The sequence below is a fragment of the Natrialba sp. SSL1 genome, assembly GCF_001861355.1.
Classification (GTDB): Archaea; Halobacteriota; Halobacteria; order Halobacteriales; family Natrialbaceae; genus Natrialba.
In genome coordinates this window covers 88,267-105,012 of sequence record NZ_MASN01000052.1, presented here as the reverse complement: position 1 = coordinate 105,012, position 16,746 = coordinate 88,267, and the positions used below count along the sequence as shown (strand labels likewise).

Annotated in this window: 18 protein-coding genes; 6 read left to right on the top strand and 12 right to left on the bottom strand. The window is 63.8% G+C overall.

From position 1 onward, the window contains the following. The first annotated feature begins 93 nt into the window (after nucleotides 1–93). Together BBD46_RS17795 and BBD46_RS17790 are read left to right on the top strand one after the other, a co-directional pair. The gene (locus BBD46_RS17795) at nucleotides 94–1,074 is read left to right on the top strand and encodes a tyrosine--tRNA ligase (protein ID WP_071403019.1); all 981 of its coding nucleotides are present in this window, start codon (nucleotides 94–96) and stop codon (nucleotides 1,072–1,074) included. A gap of 222 nt (nucleotides 1,075–1,296) precedes the next feature. Further along, complete coding sequence (locus BBD46_RS17790) at nucleotides 1,297–2,244, top strand: biotin--[acetyl-CoA-carboxylase] ligase (protein ID WP_071403018.1); 948 nt, start codon at nucleotides 1,297–1,299, stop codon at nucleotides 2,242–2,244. Nucleotides 2,245–2,319: 75 nt separating this feature from the next. Here BBD46_RS17790 and BBD46_RS17785 read toward each other — a convergent pair whose 3' ends face one another. The 4 genes from BBD46_RS17785 to BBD46_RS17770 form a co-directional block, all read right to left on the bottom strand. Beyond that, nucleotides 2,320–2,796, bottom strand: coding sequence for a universal stress protein (locus BBD46_RS17785; protein ID WP_071403017.1), 477 nt, complete (start codon nucleotides 2,794–2,796; stop codon nucleotides 2,320–2,322). An 84-nt stretch (nucleotides 2,797–2,880) separates the two neighbouring features. After that, nucleotides 2,881–3,918 (bottom strand): amidohydrolase family protein, encoded by a 1,038-nt coding sequence (locus tag BBD46_RS17780; RefSeq protein WP_071403016.1) that lies wholly within the window; start codon nucleotides 3,916–3,918, stop codon nucleotides 2,881–2,883. A gap of 81 nt (nucleotides 3,919–3,999) precedes the next feature. Further along, the gene (locus tag BBD46_RS17775) at nucleotides 4,000–5,232 is read right to left on the bottom strand and encodes an HD domain-containing protein (protein WP_071403015.1); all 1,233 of its coding nucleotides are present in this window, start codon (nucleotides 5,230–5,232) and stop codon (nucleotides 4,000–4,002) included. Between the two features lie 103 nt (nucleotides 5,233–5,335). Next, on the bottom strand, nucleotides 5,336–5,608 hold the full coding sequence (locus tag BBD46_RS17770; protein ID WP_071403014.1) for a DUF7385 family protein: 273 nt from the start codon (nucleotides 5,606–5,608) through the stop codon (nucleotides 5,336–5,338). A 169-nt stretch (nucleotides 5,609–5,777) separates the two neighbouring features. Between BBD46_RS17770 and BBD46_RS17765 the strand changes: the two genes are divergently transcribed. Both BBD46_RS17765 and BBD46_RS17760 read left to right on the top strand, forming a co-directional pair. Then, the gene (locus tag BBD46_RS17765) at nucleotides 5,778–6,038 is read left to right on the top strand and encodes a hypothetical protein (protein WP_071403013.1); all 261 of its coding nucleotides are present in this window, start codon (nucleotides 5,778–5,780) and stop codon (nucleotides 6,036–6,038) included. 44 nt (nucleotides 6,039–6,082) lie between these two features. Further along, the gene (locus tag BBD46_RS17760) at nucleotides 6,083–6,313 is read left to right on the top strand and encodes an Lrp/AsnC family transcriptional regulator (protein WP_071403012.1); all 231 of its coding nucleotides are present in this window, start codon (nucleotides 6,083–6,085) and stop codon (nucleotides 6,311–6,313) included. A 35-nt stretch (nucleotides 6,314–6,348) separates the two neighbouring features. Here the strand turns inward: BBD46_RS17760 and BBD46_RS17755 are convergent, their stop codons facing one another. Next, nucleotides 6,349–7,494 (bottom strand): Gfo/Idh/MocA family protein, encoded by a 1,146-nt coding sequence (locus BBD46_RS17755; protein ID WP_071403011.1) that lies wholly within the window; start codon nucleotides 7,492–7,494, stop codon nucleotides 6,349–6,351. A 149-nt stretch (nucleotides 7,495–7,643) separates the two neighbouring features. Next, nucleotides 7,644–8,261 carry a nitroreductase family protein gene (locus BBD46_RS17750; RefSeq protein ID WP_071403010.1) on the bottom strand — a complete coding sequence of 206 codons (618 nt, stop codon included), beginning with the start codon at nucleotides 8,259–8,261 and terminating at the stop codon, nucleotides 7,644–7,646. A 221-nt stretch (nucleotides 8,262–8,482) separates the two neighbouring features. Between BBD46_RS17750 and BBD46_RS17745 the strand changes: the two genes are divergently transcribed. Next, the gene (locus BBD46_RS17745; protein ID WP_071403009.1) at nucleotides 8,483–9,529 is read left to right on the top strand and encodes a DUF2332 domain-containing protein; all 1,047 of its coding nucleotides are present in this window, start codon (nucleotides 8,483–8,485) and stop codon (nucleotides 9,527–9,529) included. Nucleotides 9,530–9,631: 102 nt separating this feature from the next. Here BBD46_RS17745 and BBD46_RS17740 read toward each other — a convergent pair whose 3' ends face one another. From BBD46_RS17740 to BBD46_RS17715, 6 genes are all read right to left on the bottom strand, one after another. After that, nucleotides 9,632–10,732: a methionine synthase gene (locus BBD46_RS17740; protein ID WP_071403008.1), complete on the bottom strand. Its 1,101-nt coding sequence runs from the start codon at nucleotides 10,730–10,732 to the stop codon at nucleotides 9,632–9,634. Further along, the gene (locus BBD46_RS17735) at nucleotides 10,729–11,733 is read right to left on the bottom strand and encodes a 5-methyltetrahydropteroyltriglutamate--homocysteine methyltransferase (protein ID WP_071403007.1); all 1,005 of its coding nucleotides are present in this window, start codon (nucleotides 11,731–11,733) and stop codon (nucleotides 10,729–10,731) included. Before BBD46_RS17735 ends, BBD46_RS17740 begins: the two co-directional genes overlap by 4 nt. Nucleotides 11,734–11,941: 208 nt before the next feature. Continuing rightward, the gene (locus BBD46_RS17730) at nucleotides 11,942–13,150 is read right to left on the bottom strand and encodes a PQQ-binding-like beta-propeller repeat protein (protein WP_071403006.1); all 1,209 of its coding nucleotides are present in this window, start codon (nucleotides 13,148–13,150) and stop codon (nucleotides 11,942–11,944) included. Nucleotides 13,151–13,204: 54 nt separating this feature from the next. Then, the gene (locus tag BBD46_RS17725) at nucleotides 13,205–13,825 is read right to left on the bottom strand and encodes a HemK2/MTQ2 family protein methyltransferase (RefSeq protein ID WP_071403005.1); all 621 of its coding nucleotides are present in this window, start codon (nucleotides 13,823–13,825) and stop codon (nucleotides 13,205–13,207) included. A 1-nt stretch (nucleotide 13,826) separates the two neighbouring features. Then, nucleotides 13,827–14,996 carry a mechanosensitive ion channel family protein gene (locus tag BBD46_RS17720; protein WP_071403004.1) on the bottom strand — a complete coding sequence of 390 codons (1,170 nt, stop codon included), beginning with the start codon at nucleotides 14,994–14,996 and terminating at the stop codon, nucleotides 13,827–13,829. Between the two features lie 143 nt (nucleotides 14,997–15,139). Further along, complete coding sequence (locus BBD46_RS17715; protein WP_071403003.1) at nucleotides 15,140–15,994, bottom strand: 16S ribosomal RNA methyltransferase A; 855 nt, start codon at nucleotides 15,992–15,994, stop codon at nucleotides 15,140–15,142. A gap of 190 nt (nucleotides 15,995–16,184) precedes the next feature. Here BBD46_RS17715 and BBD46_RS17710 point away from each other — a divergent pair, with 190 nt between their 5' ends. After that, on the top strand, nucleotides 16,185–16,703 hold the full coding sequence (locus tag BBD46_RS17710; protein WP_071403002.1) for a response regulator: 519 nt from the start codon (nucleotides 16,185–16,187) through the stop codon (nucleotides 16,701–16,703). Nucleotides 16,704–16,746 lie beyond the last annotated feature (43 nt).

The following is a 16,746-nucleotide window of genomic DNA, read 5'->3' as shown; positions in this document are numbered from 1 at the left end:
TTGACTCTCGAACCTCCCGGCTCGCGACCGTCCGCTATGCGAACATCGTTCAAGAACGCATAAGCCCGTTCGTTGATTCAGGTGAGACAAGCTATGGAGACGTACGATCTGATCACGCGAAACGCCGAGGAAGTCGTGACCGACGAGGAGGTGCGCGAGCTCGCCGACGAGCCGGACGGAACGCGCGCCTACGTCGGCTACGAGCCCTCGGGCGTGCTCCACCTCGGGCACCTGCTGACCGCGAACAAACTCATCGACCTCCAGGACGCCGGCATGGAGGTCGTCGTCCTCCTCGCGGACGTCCACGCCTACCTGAACGGGAAGGGCACCTTCGAGGAGATCCGCGAGACCGCAGAACAGATGAAAGCCCAGTTCATCGCCTACGGGCTCGACGAGGACAACACCGAATTCGTCTACGGCTCCGAGTTCCAGCTCGACGAGGACTACACTCTCGACCTGCACGAACTCGAGTTGGCGACGACGCTCAACCGCGCCCAGCGCGCGATGGCCGAGATTCAGGGAGGCGAGACCGCGAAGGTGAGCCACGTCGTCTACCCGCTGATGCAGACGCTCGACATCGAGTACCTCGATCTCGACCTCGCAGTCGGCGGACTCGACCAGCGAAAGGTCCACATGCTCGCTCGCGAGGAACTCCCAGAGCTGGGCTACGACGTGCGCCCGGCGCTGCACACGCCCATCGTGGCCGACCTCACCAGCGGCGAGGGGAAGATGTCCTCCAGCGAGGGCGTCACCATCTCGATGGAAGACTCCACCGAGGAACTCGAGGAGAAGGTCAACTCGGCGTTCTGTCCACCGACGCGCGATCCCGAGGGCGACCTCGAGAATCCCGTGCTCGAACTGTTCGAGTACCACGTCTTCCCGCGCTTCGACGAAATCGTCGTCGAGCGCCCCGAGGAGTACGGCGGCGACCTGACCTACGACGACTACGAGACGCTGGCGGCCGATCTCGAGTCCGGCGACCTCCATCCAGCCGACGCGAAGGGAACGCTCGCGACGTACCTCGACGAACTCATCGCGCCGGGTCGCGAGAAGTTGCGCGAGATTCGGTCCTGATACTGCCGGACAGAAGTCAGCGAGAAGTCAGCGAGAAGTCGGTCGCGAAGTCGTGGCCGTCCCCGAAGGTGACGGCTGCAGTAGTGTGACTGATCTTCGAATAGTTCTGTCGGCAGTATGAACGGCGACGAACGAAGCGACAGGCTCGCCCTGCTCTCTCCCTCGTTCCAATTCGAATCCTAATCCCGCTGATTGAAGTGCGAGCGCGACCCGCGTTCGCGCATGAACGAGACGCGACGCGCAATTCTCGACGCGATTGCTGACGGCCCCGTCTCCGGTCCTGAGCTTGCGGACTCGCTGTCCGTCTCGCGGGCCGCTGTCTGGAAACACGTCGACGCGCTCCGTGAGGCCGGCTTCGAGATCGAGAGCAATTCGTCGGGGTACGAACTCGTCTCGGCGGACGCCTACAGCGGTCCCGCAGTCGAGTTCGGCCTCGAGGCCCCCTTCGCTGTCGAGTACCACGACGCAGTCGGGAGTACGAACGCAGTAGCGCGTGAGCGCGCGACCGACGGCGCAACCGACGTGGTCGTCCTCGCAGACGAACAAACCGGCGGTCGCGGCCGACTCGAGCGCGAGTGGTCCTCGCCCGCGGGTGGCGTCTGGCTGAGTATCGTGACGCGCCCGGCGATCACGCCGGCACGCGCGCCGCTCTACACCCTCGCCGCCGCCGTCGCAACGACCCGTGCGGCGCGGGAAGCTGGCGTCGACGCCCGTATCAAGTGGCCTAACGACGTGGTCGTTCCCGTCGACGAGGACGGCGCGTACCGAAAGCTCGCAGGGATCCTCACCGAGATGGAGGGCGAAACTGATCGTGTCGAGTGGCTCACCGTCGGTATCGGCGTCAACGCGAACCTCGATGCAGACGGCTTGCCCGAGGGTGCCACGACGATCCGCGACGAAGCCGGCGAGGACATCGACCGGCGCGTGTTCGTCCAGCGGCTCCTCGAGGAATTCGACGCTGCGCGGGCCGACCTCGACGGCGTCGTCCCAGCCTGGCGTGACCTCGCGCTTACGCTCGGTCAGCGCGTCCGTGTCGACCGATCGTCGGGCGAACTCGTCGGTGAGGCGGTCGACATTACCAACGCTGGCGCGCTCGTCGTCGAATCCGACGAGTCGGGAGAACGAGAACCGATCGCTGCTGGCGACTGCGAGCATTTACGACCGGTTTGAGCCCGATTGCGAGCATCTGCGACCGGTTTGAGAACGACTCCGTTCGTCTCTCGCGACTGTCTCTCGCGCTGTGACTCACTCTACCGCGACCTGCGACTCTCCCGGCTGCTCTGACACATCCGGCGGATCGACCTGCACCGTCAGCACCGGCACCGGTGCCTGTCGAACCACACGCTCGGTTACACTCCCGAGAAGCAGCCGGTCGATCCCACCTCGCCCGTGGGTCCCCATCACGACCAGATCACACGTCGACGGTCTCGCCTCCTCGACGATCACCCGGCTCGGCGAGCCCTCGAGCACCGCTGTCTCGACCTCGATATCGTCCGGCGCGAGCTCCCTGACCCGCTCGACCGCCGCCTCACCCTCGTCGCGCAACGCGGTGCTAATCCCATCCCAGGCAGTCTCCATCGGCAGCCCCCCGTACCCGCTGACGTTCACGACGTACAGCGCCCTGATCGTCGCATCGTGGGCGCGGGCCAGGTCGAACGCGTACTCGAGTGCGCGCTCGCCCTCGGCGGAGCCGTCCGTCGGAACGAGGATACAGTCGTACATTGTGCTATGGTAGTATATGGCATAGGATCTTAAGAACGTTTCCGTGAAAATCGTGACCCTCAATCCGTCTGAAGTCCGGATTGATCATTCTGCCGCCGGTTCCGTCTGGACCTCGCGCACGTCGTCGACGCCCGCCCGGCGCACGACGGCGCGGACGAGGTCCTGTGCACCCCGAAGATTCGACGAATTTCCGTCCAGAACCTGCAGGCGTGCCTCTCGACCGGGTTCGATCACGCCGTAGTCGAGGCCGGCGATTTCGGCCCCGTTGATCGTCGCCATCCGCAAAATTTCGATCGCGGAGAGCTCGGAGAGTTTGGCGAGGAACGCCATCTCGCGGAACATCGACGGCGAGTTCAACATGACGTTGTCGGTGCCGAGCGCGAGCGTCGTTCGCTCGGCGAGTTCGGTGTACGGAGAGAGCCCGACGCCGGTAACCAGATTCGAGCGTGGACAGACGACGATCGGTACGTCCTGCTCGTCGACTCGCTCAAGATGGTCCGGTTCGAGGTGCACCATGTGAACGAGGAAATCGGGTTCGAGATCGAGCGCTGGATCGATGTCGCTCGCGTCGACCTCGCCGGCGTGGATGCCGAACGGCTTGTTCGCCTCGCGAGTCGCCGTCCGCTCCTCGCCGAACTCGGCGTCGTTGGCCCCGCTCGCGCCGAAGCCGTCCCCGGCGTGCATTGCGTCGATAGAGCCGCGGGCGAACGCGAGCGCCTCGACGGCACCATCTGCGGCGGTGACCGCCTCTCGAAGCATCTCGACACCCGCTACGTCGCCCTCGCGAAACTCGAGACAGGCCGCCGTCCCGCTCTGGTGCATGAACTCGAGTGAAGTGGTCATCGCGGCGACGAGTTCCTCGCGCGAGGCGGCCCGGAGCAGGCGGTGTTTCAGGCCGTCGGGTGGGGCGACGAGTTCCTCGAGCGAGAGGCCGCCGCCGGCCTCCTTGGCGATGGAGTCGCCGATGTGGGTGTGGGCGTTGACGAACGCCGGGAGGATGATATCGGTTGCGTCGACGGATTCCTCTTCGATGGCCTCGATTCGCCCCTCGTCGTCGATAACGATCCGTCCCTCGACGGGAGTGAACTCGCGGCCGCAAAGAATCGTGCCCGTTCGTTCCATACGCGTGTGTTCGTGGGCAGTTCCATGAACGGTTCGTTCGATTCCGGACTGGCAGGGAAGCAGTGCTGGGTCGGGTTTAGTTCACTCCGTGAACTGATCCAGCGTCGTATCCAGCCCATCTCGAACTTCACTGACCAGCGCGCCGTCGATATCGAGGCCCAGCACGTCGACCGCGGCGTGGCCGACCTGCTCCTGTAACTCCGGCGGCGAGTAGACGCCCAGCCGCCACTGGGAGTACTGTGCCGCCCGCAGCGCCTCGACCAGCGGGGACTGCTGCTCGAGTCGGCGAATGTCCCCGTTCACCATCACGCGCGAGGACGACTCGGTCATCGACGGCCGACTCGGCACATCGAGGATGACACTCGACGGATCAACGTCCGCTCGTGCAGCGATATCCTGCTCGAACTCGCGGATGGCCTCGTGTTCGGCCTCGATGACGCCACCCGGCACGTCGTCGATTTCGGCCCAGACGGCCCGCTTGAACAGGTCCCGCTGGTCGTAGCGCCGGGAGAACGCCTGCGTTGACTCACACGAACGCAGCGCGACGAGCAGGTCGTAGTCGTCCATCCGCTGCAACGTTGCTGCGTCGACGTCGGTATCAGGGGACTCGAGTAGCCGCTCGCTGGCCCGCCGGAGCATCGCCTTGCTGATGCGGGCGACGCTGTGGCTGTAGACGGTCGGGTTCATGAGCGCGCGGGCGACGAGCAGGCTCTCGGCGGCCTGGACGTTGCCCTCGTCGAGGACGAGTTCGTCGTCGACGAAGACGAGTTCACGGATCAGCCGGCCGTGGTCGATGGTGCCGTAAGGGACGCCGGTGTGGTGGGCGTCGCGCACGAGGTAGTCCATGCGGTCGACGTCGAGTTCGCCGGAGACGAGTTGGCCGAAGCGGCCGTCGCCGGCGACGAGGTCGGCGACGGCGTCGGGGTCGATGTCGTGATCGCGCAGAACGTCGCCGACTTCGCCGTTCGTGAGGAGATCGTGAACGTCGTCGTGGTAGCGGCCGGTCCGACGATAGGTAAGTGACTCGAGGTTGTGACTGAACGGACCGTGACCGACATCGTGCAGCATGGCTGCGGCCTGGACGCGGTCTGCCTGTTTCCCTTCGACGCCGAGGTGGTCGAGGGCCTCGCAGGCGATGTGGTAGACGCCGAGGCTGTGTTCGAAACGGGTGTGGTTCGCGGAGGGGTAGACGAGCGAGACGGTACCCAGTTGGGCGATCCGCCGGAGTCGCTGGACTGCGGGGGTGTCGACGAGATCTCGGGCGACGCCGTCCACGGAGATGTGGTCGTGGACGCTGTCCTTGATGATCTTCATACCCGCCGTTGTGGCGCTATCGTAGAAAAACTGTCGTGAACGCACGAGAACGCGGTGGACGAATCTGTTGAGTAGTGGCGTGATCAGTCCGGCAGCCCTTCGTTCAGTGTGTACACAACAGCAACTTCTCGGCGGTTCTCGCAAGGCAGAACGGTCGCTCCGCCGGCGTCTCGAACGTCGTCGTCTCCTCTTCGGTGACGAATAGCCGATCGAACTCACGGCCACAGGCCGGACACAACAGTCCCTCGCGGTTCTCGAGTGTCCGTGTCGTTCCCGAGTCCTTCAGGAGTTTGAGCTTCGTTCGGTAGTCGTGCATCGTAAAGCCGCTCTCGAGGTCGATTCGGCCCGTCTCCTGCGTGGCTCGTCGATCCGACATTTCGTAGTAGTGACTCGCGTGAGGGTACATAACCGTTCTCGCCGGTGTTGGTGTGTTGTGCTCCTCACAGGCGAACTGAGCCAGTGTGACAGAACCGACACTGGCACAAAAGCGGCCGTCACCTGACGTGTGCGCTTTTACCCGCCTCGCCGTCGTTGAATCCGGTTCAATGACTGAGCTCACGATTCCGCGAGACGCCGATACGCAGGAAGCCTCCGCACTCGTCAAGGAACACGTCGAGGTTGGCGACTACGTCGAAATCCGCGAAGGTGACCGCACTGGTGGCGACGATGTCGAGATAACCGGCGAAGTGACGGGAGTTGAACCCGGCTATCTCGAACTCGACGGCAAATCTCCCGACGAGGGCAGTCCCCGGTACGATGAGATGCGTATCGTGACGAGAGTCGACGCCGACACCGGTGGGCGCTGAGATGTGGCGCCGTCCAGACGCCGTTTCAGCAGGAGCAGCCACCCATGGTTGAGGCATACGTAATGATTACGGCTGCCGCCGGAACCGCCCGTACAGTCGCCGAGACGATCAATGAACGGGACGAAGTCAGCCGTGCACGCGTCATTGCCGGCGAGTTCGATGTCATCGCCGAGGTCGAGGCGGCGTCGAACCAGGAACTGCTATCGGTGATCACGGAAGAGATCCAATCCGTCGAAAACGTTGGCCACACGCGGACGTGTATCGTTCTGGAGTGAGTAGAAAACGTTTCAGCGGTTCCCGATCCGGAGCGTTAGTCGACCGACACCCACTCGCCGCGCTCGTCGCTCTCCTGAATCGCCGTCAGCACGCGCTGGGCGGCCAGCCCGTCGGCGAAGCTCGGACTACATTCGCGGCCCTCCGCGACGGCACTCAGGAACTCGTAGTTCTCGTGGACGAACGTGTGTTCCCAGCCGAGGACGTGCCCCGGCGGCCACCAGTGGTCGACGTACGGGTCGTCCTCGTCCGTGACGAGAATCGTCTCGTAGCCGCGGTCGCCCTCGCGTAAGACCTCGAGTTCGTTCAGCCGTTCGAGCGAGAAGCGCAGGCTCCCCTTCGAGCCGTGGATCTCGATCGTGTGATCGTTCTTGTGCCCTGTTGCGTAGCGGGTCGCCTCGAGTGTCCCCATCGCACCGTTTTCGAACTCGAGATGGGCGGCGTAGGCGTCGTCGACGGTGACGGGTCGGGTTTCGTTGCCGTCGTCGTCCCCATCACCGTCACCCGCAACCGGCCGCTCGTCGACGAACGTCTCGAGATACCCGCTAACCCGCTCGATATCCCCCGCGAGACCGTCGTCGCCGACGAGGAACCGCACCAGGTCAACCGTATGCGATCCCAGGTCGCCGAGCGCGCCCGCACCCGCCATCTCCGCGTCGTTGCGCCATGACCAGGCCGCCTCGGGGTCGACGAGCCAGTCCTGCAGATAGCTCCCGCGGACGTGCCGAATCTCGCCGAGCTCGCCCGACTCGAGTAGCCCCTTCGCGTACTGGATGGCCGGCACGAACCGGTAGTTGAACGCAGTGCCGGCGGGGACGCTCTCGCCGGCGTCGGCCGCCGCCTCGGCCATCCGCTCTGCGTCTTCGAGCGTCGGTGCGAGTGGCTTCTCGCAGAACACTGGCGTCCCGGACTCGAGTGCGGCGATCGATGGTTCGGGGTGGACGTGGTTCGGGCCGAGGTTGTAGAAGACGTCGACGTCGTCGACGACGGCTTTCCAATCCGTCGAAACGGAGTCGAAGCCGAGTTGATCGGCGGCTTCGCGGAGACTTTCCTCGTCGCGGCCGACCAGGACGGAGCGTTCGATCTCGGGCGCGTCCGGGAAGAACATTGGCAGGCGCGCCATCGCGTTTGCGTGTGCTTTTCCCATGAATCGGTAGCCGAGAACGCCGACGTCGAGGGTCATGGCTGTCTCTTCAGCCGTCGCGCAGTTAGCCGTTTCCGTCGCGAGTACAGGGCTACGCGACCGGCGGAGACGCAACGAGATGCCCAGGAATGGCTTCAAAAGTCCCAGAGAAGTGGCACCAGGAGAGCCAGCGAAGAGTCAAGTGGTCGTTACTCGAAACTGCCGTGGTACACGATTTCGTCGACCGGCTTGCGGTCGCTCGGCTGTTCGCGCTCCTGCAGTTCTTCGGGGAGCGACTCAGCGGGTGCACGTTCGCCGACGGCGAACATCGCCTCGACCTCGAACTCCTCGGGCACGTCGAGTTCCTCGGCGGCGCGCTCGTAGTCGAAGCCGGCCATCCCGTGGACGGCCAGCCCGCGGCGCGCTCCCTCGAGTGCGAGGTTCTGCCAGGCGGCACCGGTGTCGAAGGAGTGGACTGGGGCGGGTTCGCCGTTGTGGTCAAACGTCGTCTTCGAGACAATGACAGCGAGAACAGCGGCGTCGGTCGCCCACTCCTCGTTTCCGCCGAGCAGGAGGTCGGCGAACGTGTCCCACTCCTCGTCCTCGCGGCTCGCGTAGATGAACCGCCAGTGCTGGTTGTTGTACGCAGAGGGCGCCCAGCGGGCGGCTTCGAACAGCGGCAGGTACTCTTCTTCGTCGAGCGGTTCGCCGGTCATCGCGCGCGGCGACCAGCGGTTGACGAACAGGGGGTCGATATCGTACGCTGTGTCGCGGTGGTCGGCGACTTCCTCGTCGAGTTCGCGGGGCTTCGAAACGGATTGTTGCATCGGCCGTTTCTTGGAACTGATCCTATGTATGTGTTTCCTGACATACGGGTAACCTGGTAACAGTCACGTCGCCGACTCGTGTTCACAGTTCCCGAATGTGATCTCATTCCAATGTACTGACTATCAATACGAGGTTGCTCGAATCCTTCACAACGAACAACTGGCAGCACGCTCTGTCCCGCTTTCACCAGTATCTTGTAACACTCTCGACAATCCGTGGTATGGATACTCCCACGGCGTTCGAGCGCTATGCAGCGTGGGTGAGCGAGATATCGCCGTTGTATGCGACTATCACGGCCGCAGTCGCAGACGACAGCCGACTTCTCGCGATCGCTGCAGAAGCCCGAGCGGAACAACCCGAACCGGAACTGTTGCTCGCGGCGGTACACTCGCTCCTGCTCGACGATGAAGACCATCCACTGGCCAACCTGTACCGGTCGTGTGACGGTGACTATCCAGATCCAGCGGTGGACCCGGTTCCCGTCTTTCGTGACTTCTGTCTGGAAAACGAGGACCGATTACGGTCGCTGATTGCGACCCGTCGCTGTCAAACGAACGCCATTGGCCGATCTGCGATGCTCGCACCGGCGTTCGAACACGTCGCCAGAACCGCCGAACAGCGGTCGCTGGCCCAGGTCGAAATCGGGGCGAGTGCCGGACTGAATCTCAACTGGGACCGGTATCAGTACGACATGGGTGATGCGGGGCGATTCGGAAACTCGGACTCACCCGTCACGATTTCGACGATGGTCCGCGGAGACAGACGGCCACCGCTTGCACAGGAGCTTCCGAGCGTTGCACATCGGTGTGGCATCGACCTGAATACGCTCGACGTAACTGACGAGGCGGATGCACGATGGCTCCGCGCGCTGATTCCGCCCGCTCAAGATCGGCGCCACGAACGACTCGAGACGGCCCTCGACATCGCACGGGAGAATCAGCCGCCACTCAAAGAAGGCGACGTCCTCGACGAACTCCCGCGCCAGCTTTCGGACGCGCCGACCGACGCGGAACTCGTCGTCTTCAGTACGCACGTGCTGTATCAACTCGACGATGAAACGATCGCAGCGCTCCGCGCACTGCTCTCGGATCACAGTTCAGAACGGCGAGTGCGGTGGCTCTCGATCGATCCTAACGAAGGTCTCGGAACCCCGACGTACCGGCTGGTAACCTTCTCAGACGGTGAGGCGACAGAGACGCAGCTCGCACAGTTCGAGTCGTACGGTGAGTGGGTTCAGTGGACGGCGAACACGAACGAACTCGTGTAGATCCGCGGTTCGGCCGGACCGCAGTGGCCAGCTTTCAGTTGGTCTCCGGGAACGACACCGTCAGCCCCCAGTTGCTAGTCTTCAGTTACCAGTTCCGGGTCGTTAGTCGTCGGCCGGTGCGGGCGCGCCGCGTTCGATGTCGATGTTCCCCGCGTCGAGATCAGCCTCGACGTTCCGGGCGGCTTCGACCATGTTCGCCATCTTGCCGTAAGCGACCTCACGGGGGAGCAGCTTCACGCCGCAGTCTGGCGAGACGACGAGCTGTTCCGGTGGGACAACCTCCAGTCCCTTCAAAATGTTCTCCTCGATCTGCTCGACGGACTCGACCTCGGCGACGTGGGCGTCCGTAACGCCGAGTGCGAGATCCTTCGAGAACTCGGGGTCTTTGAAGACGTCGAGCTGCTCGTAGTCGCCGTTTGCGAGTTCGAGGTCGAACTCGTCGACGGGGAACTCCAGAATTTCGGGGTAGATGCGCGAGTAGTCACCGTAACAGACGTGGAGGCCGATGCGGACCTCCTCGGGGATGTCGGCGACGATGCGTTCTAAGGCCTCGCCGACGATGGCGTGATCGTCCGGCGTCGTCGCGAGCGCCGGCTCGTCGATCTGGATGTAGCGCGCGCCGGCCTCGACGAGCTTCTCGATCTCCTCGTTGACGAGATCCGCGAGGTCGTAGGTGAGTGCCTCGTCGTCCTCGTAGGCCTCGTTGAACGACCAGTTCGCGAGCGTGTAGGGACCCGTAATCGGCACCTTGACGGGTCGATCGCTGGCAGCCGCGGTGAACTCGTACTCGTCGACCAGCCAACTCTCGTCGTACTCGACTTCGCTCACGACGGAGGGCTTGTCGAAGTAGTTGTGGCCCCAGACCTTGACCGGGCCGTTGAACTCGTAGCCGTCGATCCGGTGGGCGAAGAACTCCACCATCTCGTTCCGGCGCATCTCACCGTCGACGACAGCGTCGAGACCCGCGCGTTCGTGCTCGGCCGTGATGAGGCGGGAGGCGTCGTCTTTTGCCTCCTGCCAGTCGTCCTCGTCGAACTCGTGGTCCGGGTCCTGATAGAGCTCTTTTGCGCGGTTCAGCCACTTTGGCTTCGGATAGCTGCCGACGACGGTCGTCAGCAGGAAGTGGTCGTGCTCGTGGTCCTCGGGTCGGAACTGGTCTTTGTTCTCGTTGACGGTCACTGGTGTGTCCTCGTTTGCGCTCATGCGGCTTTCACCTCCGCGAGTTCTGCGGCCGCAGCAAGGGCGGCGAGTTTCTCCTCGAACTTCGCGTACGGCAGGTAGAACGTCTCGGTGTTCGTCGTCAGGTACACCGTCTCGAACTCGGAGACGGGGATCTGGTCGTACACCCAGTCCACGCGGTCGCGGATCGCTTCTGGCTCTTCGACGAGCGTGTTCTGCCCGTCAGCGAGGCCGAGAGAGATGTCGTCCGTCGCACCGTACTCCTGAATGTTGTAGAGGTTGTCCTCCTGGTTCGCGACGAAGTCGAAGCCAACCGCGTCGATGTCGGCATCGAGCAGGTGTGCGTACACCTTCTCCTCGAGTGCCCCCCAGTACGGCTGGACGACCACGTCGGCGTCGACCGCGCCGGCGACCTGGTCGATCGCTTCGCTTGCGCGTTCGTCGACGCCGTCTTCGGGCGCGTTCTCGACGAGGGATGGCTCGAGCAGGAACAGCGTCTCGACCTCGGGGAAGGCTGCTGCTTCGCCCTCGAGGAAGTCGGCGATCGCGCCGAGGAACGCGGCCTCGTCGCCGTAGTGTTCGTCGGTCGCCAGATCGGCGAGCGAGTACGGACCGGGGAGGACGGCCTGCAGGGAATCGTCGCCTGCGAGTTCGGCGGCCGTCTCGAGTTCGGCCGCCACGTCGCCGGAGGCCTCGAGGTCGCCGCTGACGACGGGCTCTCGGTAGAAGTTGTTGTTGTCGTAGTAGCGGACGATCCCGCGTGTCTCGACGGCGTCGTTGACGGCCAGCGGGTGGGCGAGCATGTCGTCCCAGCGCAGTTGGCCCTCGGCGATGCGGTCGAGGCCGGCGTCCTGCTGAATCCCGATCACTTCCTCGCGTGCGTCCTCGTAGGCGGCGGCGATCTCGCCGCCCTCGTCACCGCTGATGAGGTCGTGTTTCTGGTGGCCTTTCAGGTCGGAGAGGTTGTCTTTCGCCCAGTCCGGGAGCGGAAAGAGTCCCGGTGTGGTCGAAACGTACTCGGTCATCGTATTGCTGGCTAGGCTATACCGGTGCTTAATATTTTCCATCCTCTGTAATGCATTACAGTAATCTTATCGGGGCTTCGGTGGGGTGTGTTCTTCTCACGTACAGACAGTGAACGGCAGGAGGAAGCCCGACAGCGGGAAATAGCAACACGGAAATTTCAGAAGGGAGGCGTTTTTCCAGCTGCACTACTCTCAGCCGTGGCTGGTGCTACTCGAGTGCAAGCAGTGCAAACTCCTCAACATCGACTTCGGCGACGACGTAGAGCACGCCGTCGTCGAGGACGGGGCCGGGGCCGACACGGCCGTCGAACTCTCGTCGAAATCGGACCGCGGGACCGTCCGAAAGAATTTCGCCAGGTGTCGGATCGAGCGCGTACAGCGCGTCACCGCCGACGAACACCGTCTCGCGGCCGTACGCGGGCGCGGTGTGTCGCCAGTCGCCGATGTCGTACTCCCAGTGGGCCGAGCCGGTGTCGGTCTCGAGTGCGTGGAGTCTACCCCTCCCTGTGAGGAAGACGGAGCCGTCTGCGACGGCGATGCCGCGTTCCGTCCAGCCGGTGTCTGCCGACCAGTAAATGTCGTCCGCGCGACCGGCCTCGTCGGTCAGCGCGTAGGTCATCCCGTCCCGGCAACTGACGTAAATGGTGCCCGAGTCGACGCTCGGGGGTGCCATCGGCGCTGCGGGGAGTTGCCACCGGCGGAATCCAGTGCTGTCGTCGCCAACGACGTAGAGCATTCCCGCATCTGTCGCGACGACGGTTCCATACCCTCGGTAGAACGCAGCGTGGTCGTGAATCTGCCCGAACAACTCGCGTCGCCACAGTGCCTCGCCGGTGTCGGACTCGAGTGCGACGAGCGTCTCGCCTGCACCGAAGCGCAGTTCGCCCCTAGCGTCGGTCGCCGGTGCCGTCACGTGTCCTGACTCGTCGAACGACTGATCCCACACCTGTTCGCCGGTGGTCGCGTCGAGCGCGTACATCGCACCCGATGTCGGGACGTACGCGACACCGTCGCGGACCAGCGGTGGCGCTCTGGCGTCGTCGAACGTCCAGAGTTCGTCGCCATCGGCTGTGTCCAGCGCGCGAAGCCGCTGTTGGGACTCGAACAGATAGAGGGTCCCGTCGGCGACGATTGGTTCGTGGTAGGTCAGCTGTGTGGTTTCGACACGCCAGCGTTCGGTCACGCCCTCGACCGGCGCCTCGCCGTCAGCCACTTCGCGAGTGTTAGCCGCATTGCAGCCAACGCTCGACCACGAGCCGTTCGCACCGAGAATGTGACTTTCGGGATCGGGGAGTTCGTCGACGCCAGCGGCCGGCGGCTCGCTGGGCGACGGTGACCGGACACGCGACAGGCAGCCGGCGAGGGCGGCACTACCGACGAGTGTACTCGCCAGCAGGGAGCGACGTGTAGAGGGCATTAATCGAGAGTGTTCAGCCGCTTGAAAAGTAGTTTCGGATTCAGGGCACGGGACTCAACAGTGTAACTCGAGTACCGTCAGCGTCTCGAAGGGGAACGACTCGTCGGCGATAGCGACGGCGCTGAAGCCTTCCTCGCCGGCGCGTTCGACCACTTCGTCGACGCCGGTGAGGCTACTGACGAGCAGGTAGACGACGCCGCCGGGGGCGAGCACGCGCCCGACGGAGGCGAGGAACGGGTCGATGACGGCGCGGCCGTCTTCGCCGCCAGACAGGGCGTGTTCCATCCAGTCGTCCCACTCGTTTTCGGGTTCGGTCGGCAGGTACGGCGGGTTGAACAGCACGGCGTCGAAGCTGTCGTCGGCGAACGGTGAGACGAGGTCGGCGCGCACGGTCTCGACGGCTCCGCCTCTGCCCGTCTCCTCCTCGCTGCCGTCGCTCCGCGCCTGCCGGACGGCGTGGGGGTTCAGATCCGACGCGATAACGCGGGCGGCCGTCTCGTCGGCGACGCGGTTGGCGACGTAGCCCGAGCCGGTGCCGACCTCGAGAATCGTCGCCCCGGGGCCGTCACGGTCGTGTTTGTCGAGGTAGCCACACGCCGCCTCGGCGAGGAGTTCCGAATCCTCTGCGGGCTGATACACCTCCGTTTCGATGCCGCGTTGGTCTCGTAGGTCCATCTCAGCGGTCCTCCGGTTCGGTCATCTGGTACTCCGTGCCGCCGTTCTCCTCGTCCGCCGACGAGGTGCCATCCGGTGTCGCGCCGACGCCCGCGAGGGGAACGTCAGTATCGGGGCGACTCGAGAGCTCTCGCTGTGGGTACGGGATGCCGATCCCTTCCTCGTCGAAGGTCTCCTTGATTGCGTTGATCGCGGCGGTCTGGGTCTGCATGTACCGTCTGGCACTCGGCTTGTCGATCCAGAAGCGGACGCCGAGCACGACCGAGGAATCACCGAGCTGTTTGGTGATTACTTGCGGCCCCGGTGCGGAGAGCGGGCGCTCGAGATCGTCGATAGTCTCCTCGGCGAGTTCCGCGGCGCGTTCGATGTCGGCGTCGTAGTCCACGCCGACGTCGATTTCGACACGGAGGCGACCGCGCTTCGATCGGTTCGTCACCATACTCGAGGAGATGACATCGTTGGGGATCATGATGTACTCGCCGTCGAAGGATCGGATGCGCGTGTTGACGATCGAGATGTCGGTGACGATCCCCTGGTTGTCCTCGACTTCGATCCAGTCGCCGATTTCGAACGGGCGGGCGAACATCAGGACGAAGCCGGCGAGGACGGTTCCGAGGACCTGCTGGGCGGCCATCCCGACGACGATGCCGAGGAAGCCGGCACCGACGAGGAGGCCGCCGAGGTCGTCGATCCAGACGCCGAGGATCATCACGAGCGCGACCGACCAGATGATGACCTGCGAGACGCGATGGGTGACCTCGCGCTGGTGGTCCGTCACGGCCGACGCGGAGCCGAGCACCTCGTCCAGCACGCGCTTGACGAACCGCATGACGATGAACGAACCGACGATCAGGATGAACGAGACGATCGCCTGTGCGACGACCGCGCCGCTCAGATCGAGCCGGTCCGAGAGTTCGTAGATCTCGTCGGTCTGTCCCCAGACGCCGAGGACGATCACGAGCGAGAAGAGACAGGTTCCGATCAGCACGACCGTCGAGGCGATATCGCCGTACAGCGGTCGGCTCCGATTGCTAATCCAGGCTTGCAACCGTCGGTAAAAAAGCAATACCGCAATCAGGAGGCAAGCGGCTGCGACGGTGATGGCGACTCTGAGTTCGGTCGCCTGGAACGTCTCTGCGAGCCAGTCGAAGCCCGATAATCCGGCATCCATAGCTATCGTCGGTCTCTCGACTCTCTCGTTCGTACAGCTTTGAGTATCCGTCGGTCAGGCGCTGGTCGCGTCGTCGGACAGACAGCTTGGGGTGCTTGGGCAGTAGAACCCATATTACTCCATCAGGATTCTGACGCCGACTCTCATTCTGACTCCGCCTCTAGCTCACCGACCTCGCTCGCGAGTTCCGCGAGCGCGGCGAACTCGGCCGGTGCCATTGCGCCGGCGCGCTTCTGGAGCACGTCCTCGTCTGCCGCGTCGACGACCGCCTCGGGGTCCTGAAGTCCCGAAATGTGGGCTGTATTCCGAATCCCGTTGCGGATCGTCTTGCGACGCTGCGTGAACAGTGCCTTGACGAACCGAAGGAAGAACGCCTCGTTCTCTACGTCGTACTCCGGCTCCCGCGGAATCAATCGAACAACCGCACTCTGGACCGCCGGCGGCGGCGAGAACGCCTCCTTCGGGATCGACTCGACGAGTTCGGCGTCGGCGTAGTGCTGGGTCGACACTGACAGCCGGCCATACTCCGACGTATCGGGCTCGGCAACCATCCGCTCTGCGAACTCCTGCTGGAACATCAACACGAGCGGACGCTGCTCGGGCAGCAGTCGGAACGTGATCTCACTCGAGACGCCGTAGGGCAGATTCGACACCGACGACGTGAACTCCGGGAGGTCGACCTCGAGTGCATCACCCTCGATCACGGTCAGGCGGCCCGCATCGATCGCATCGTTGAACTCCTCCTGCAGGAACTCGGCGAGCGGTGGGTCTCGCTCGACGACAGTGAGGTGATCGTCCGCGCCGATCGTCTCGAGTAGGCGGTCGGTCAGCACGCCGGTGCCGCCGCCGATCTCGAGGACGTGGCTCGTGTCGGCATCGATGTCGGTTAGATAGGTTGGCAGGCGATCGAGGACGCGATCGTCGACGAGAAAGTGTTGATCGCGGTTCGGATCGCCCCGGACGCCCGCGCGGGCGATCAGTCCGTCTGGGTCTCTCATTGCCGGCGGTATGGGTGGCAGCGGTGTAAACGCACCGTCTCGTGATTTCTGGAACGGCTGTCGGTCGCAGTGACGAGTTGTCCTGAGTGCAGTGGTGACTGGGGGCTGGAGACTGGGGACTGACACTAGTGGTGTACAGTTGACAGCTGTGACCCACGTTGTTTTATTCTCTCGGTGGGAACGGACTGTAATGACGGCCGCAGACAGTCCGATCGATATCTTGCTCATCGAGCCGAATTCCGGTGACTCCCGTCTCTTCACCGAGTCGTTCCAGGACGCCAGTTTGACCAACACGATCCACACGGTCACGGACGGCGAGTCTGCGCTCGACTACGTCCACCAGCGCGAGCCCTACGCGGACGAGCCGACGCCCGACCTGATCCTCCTCGAACCGCAACTCCCCAGAACGACTGGCTTCGACGTACTCGCGGAGTTGAAGGGCGAACCGGCGCTGTGTGAGATCCCCGTCGTCGTCCTGACCAGTTCGAGTACGGGCGAAAAGATCGTCAAGTCACACGACATCGAGGCGGATTACTATCTCCAGAAGCCGGTCTCGGCGGACGAGTTTCTCGAGTTCGTCCAGTCGGTCGAGGAGTTCTGGCTCACGATCGTCCAGCAGTCACCGGACGACCAATCCGCCGACCGAGACGAGCGCTCTGGTGTAGTGGAAGAGCCGTCTGCAACGCAGGAACAACGGTCTGGCCGGTGACTGTGCCCCTCGTCGGGTCGTCCAACCGTACTCCGAGACTGTG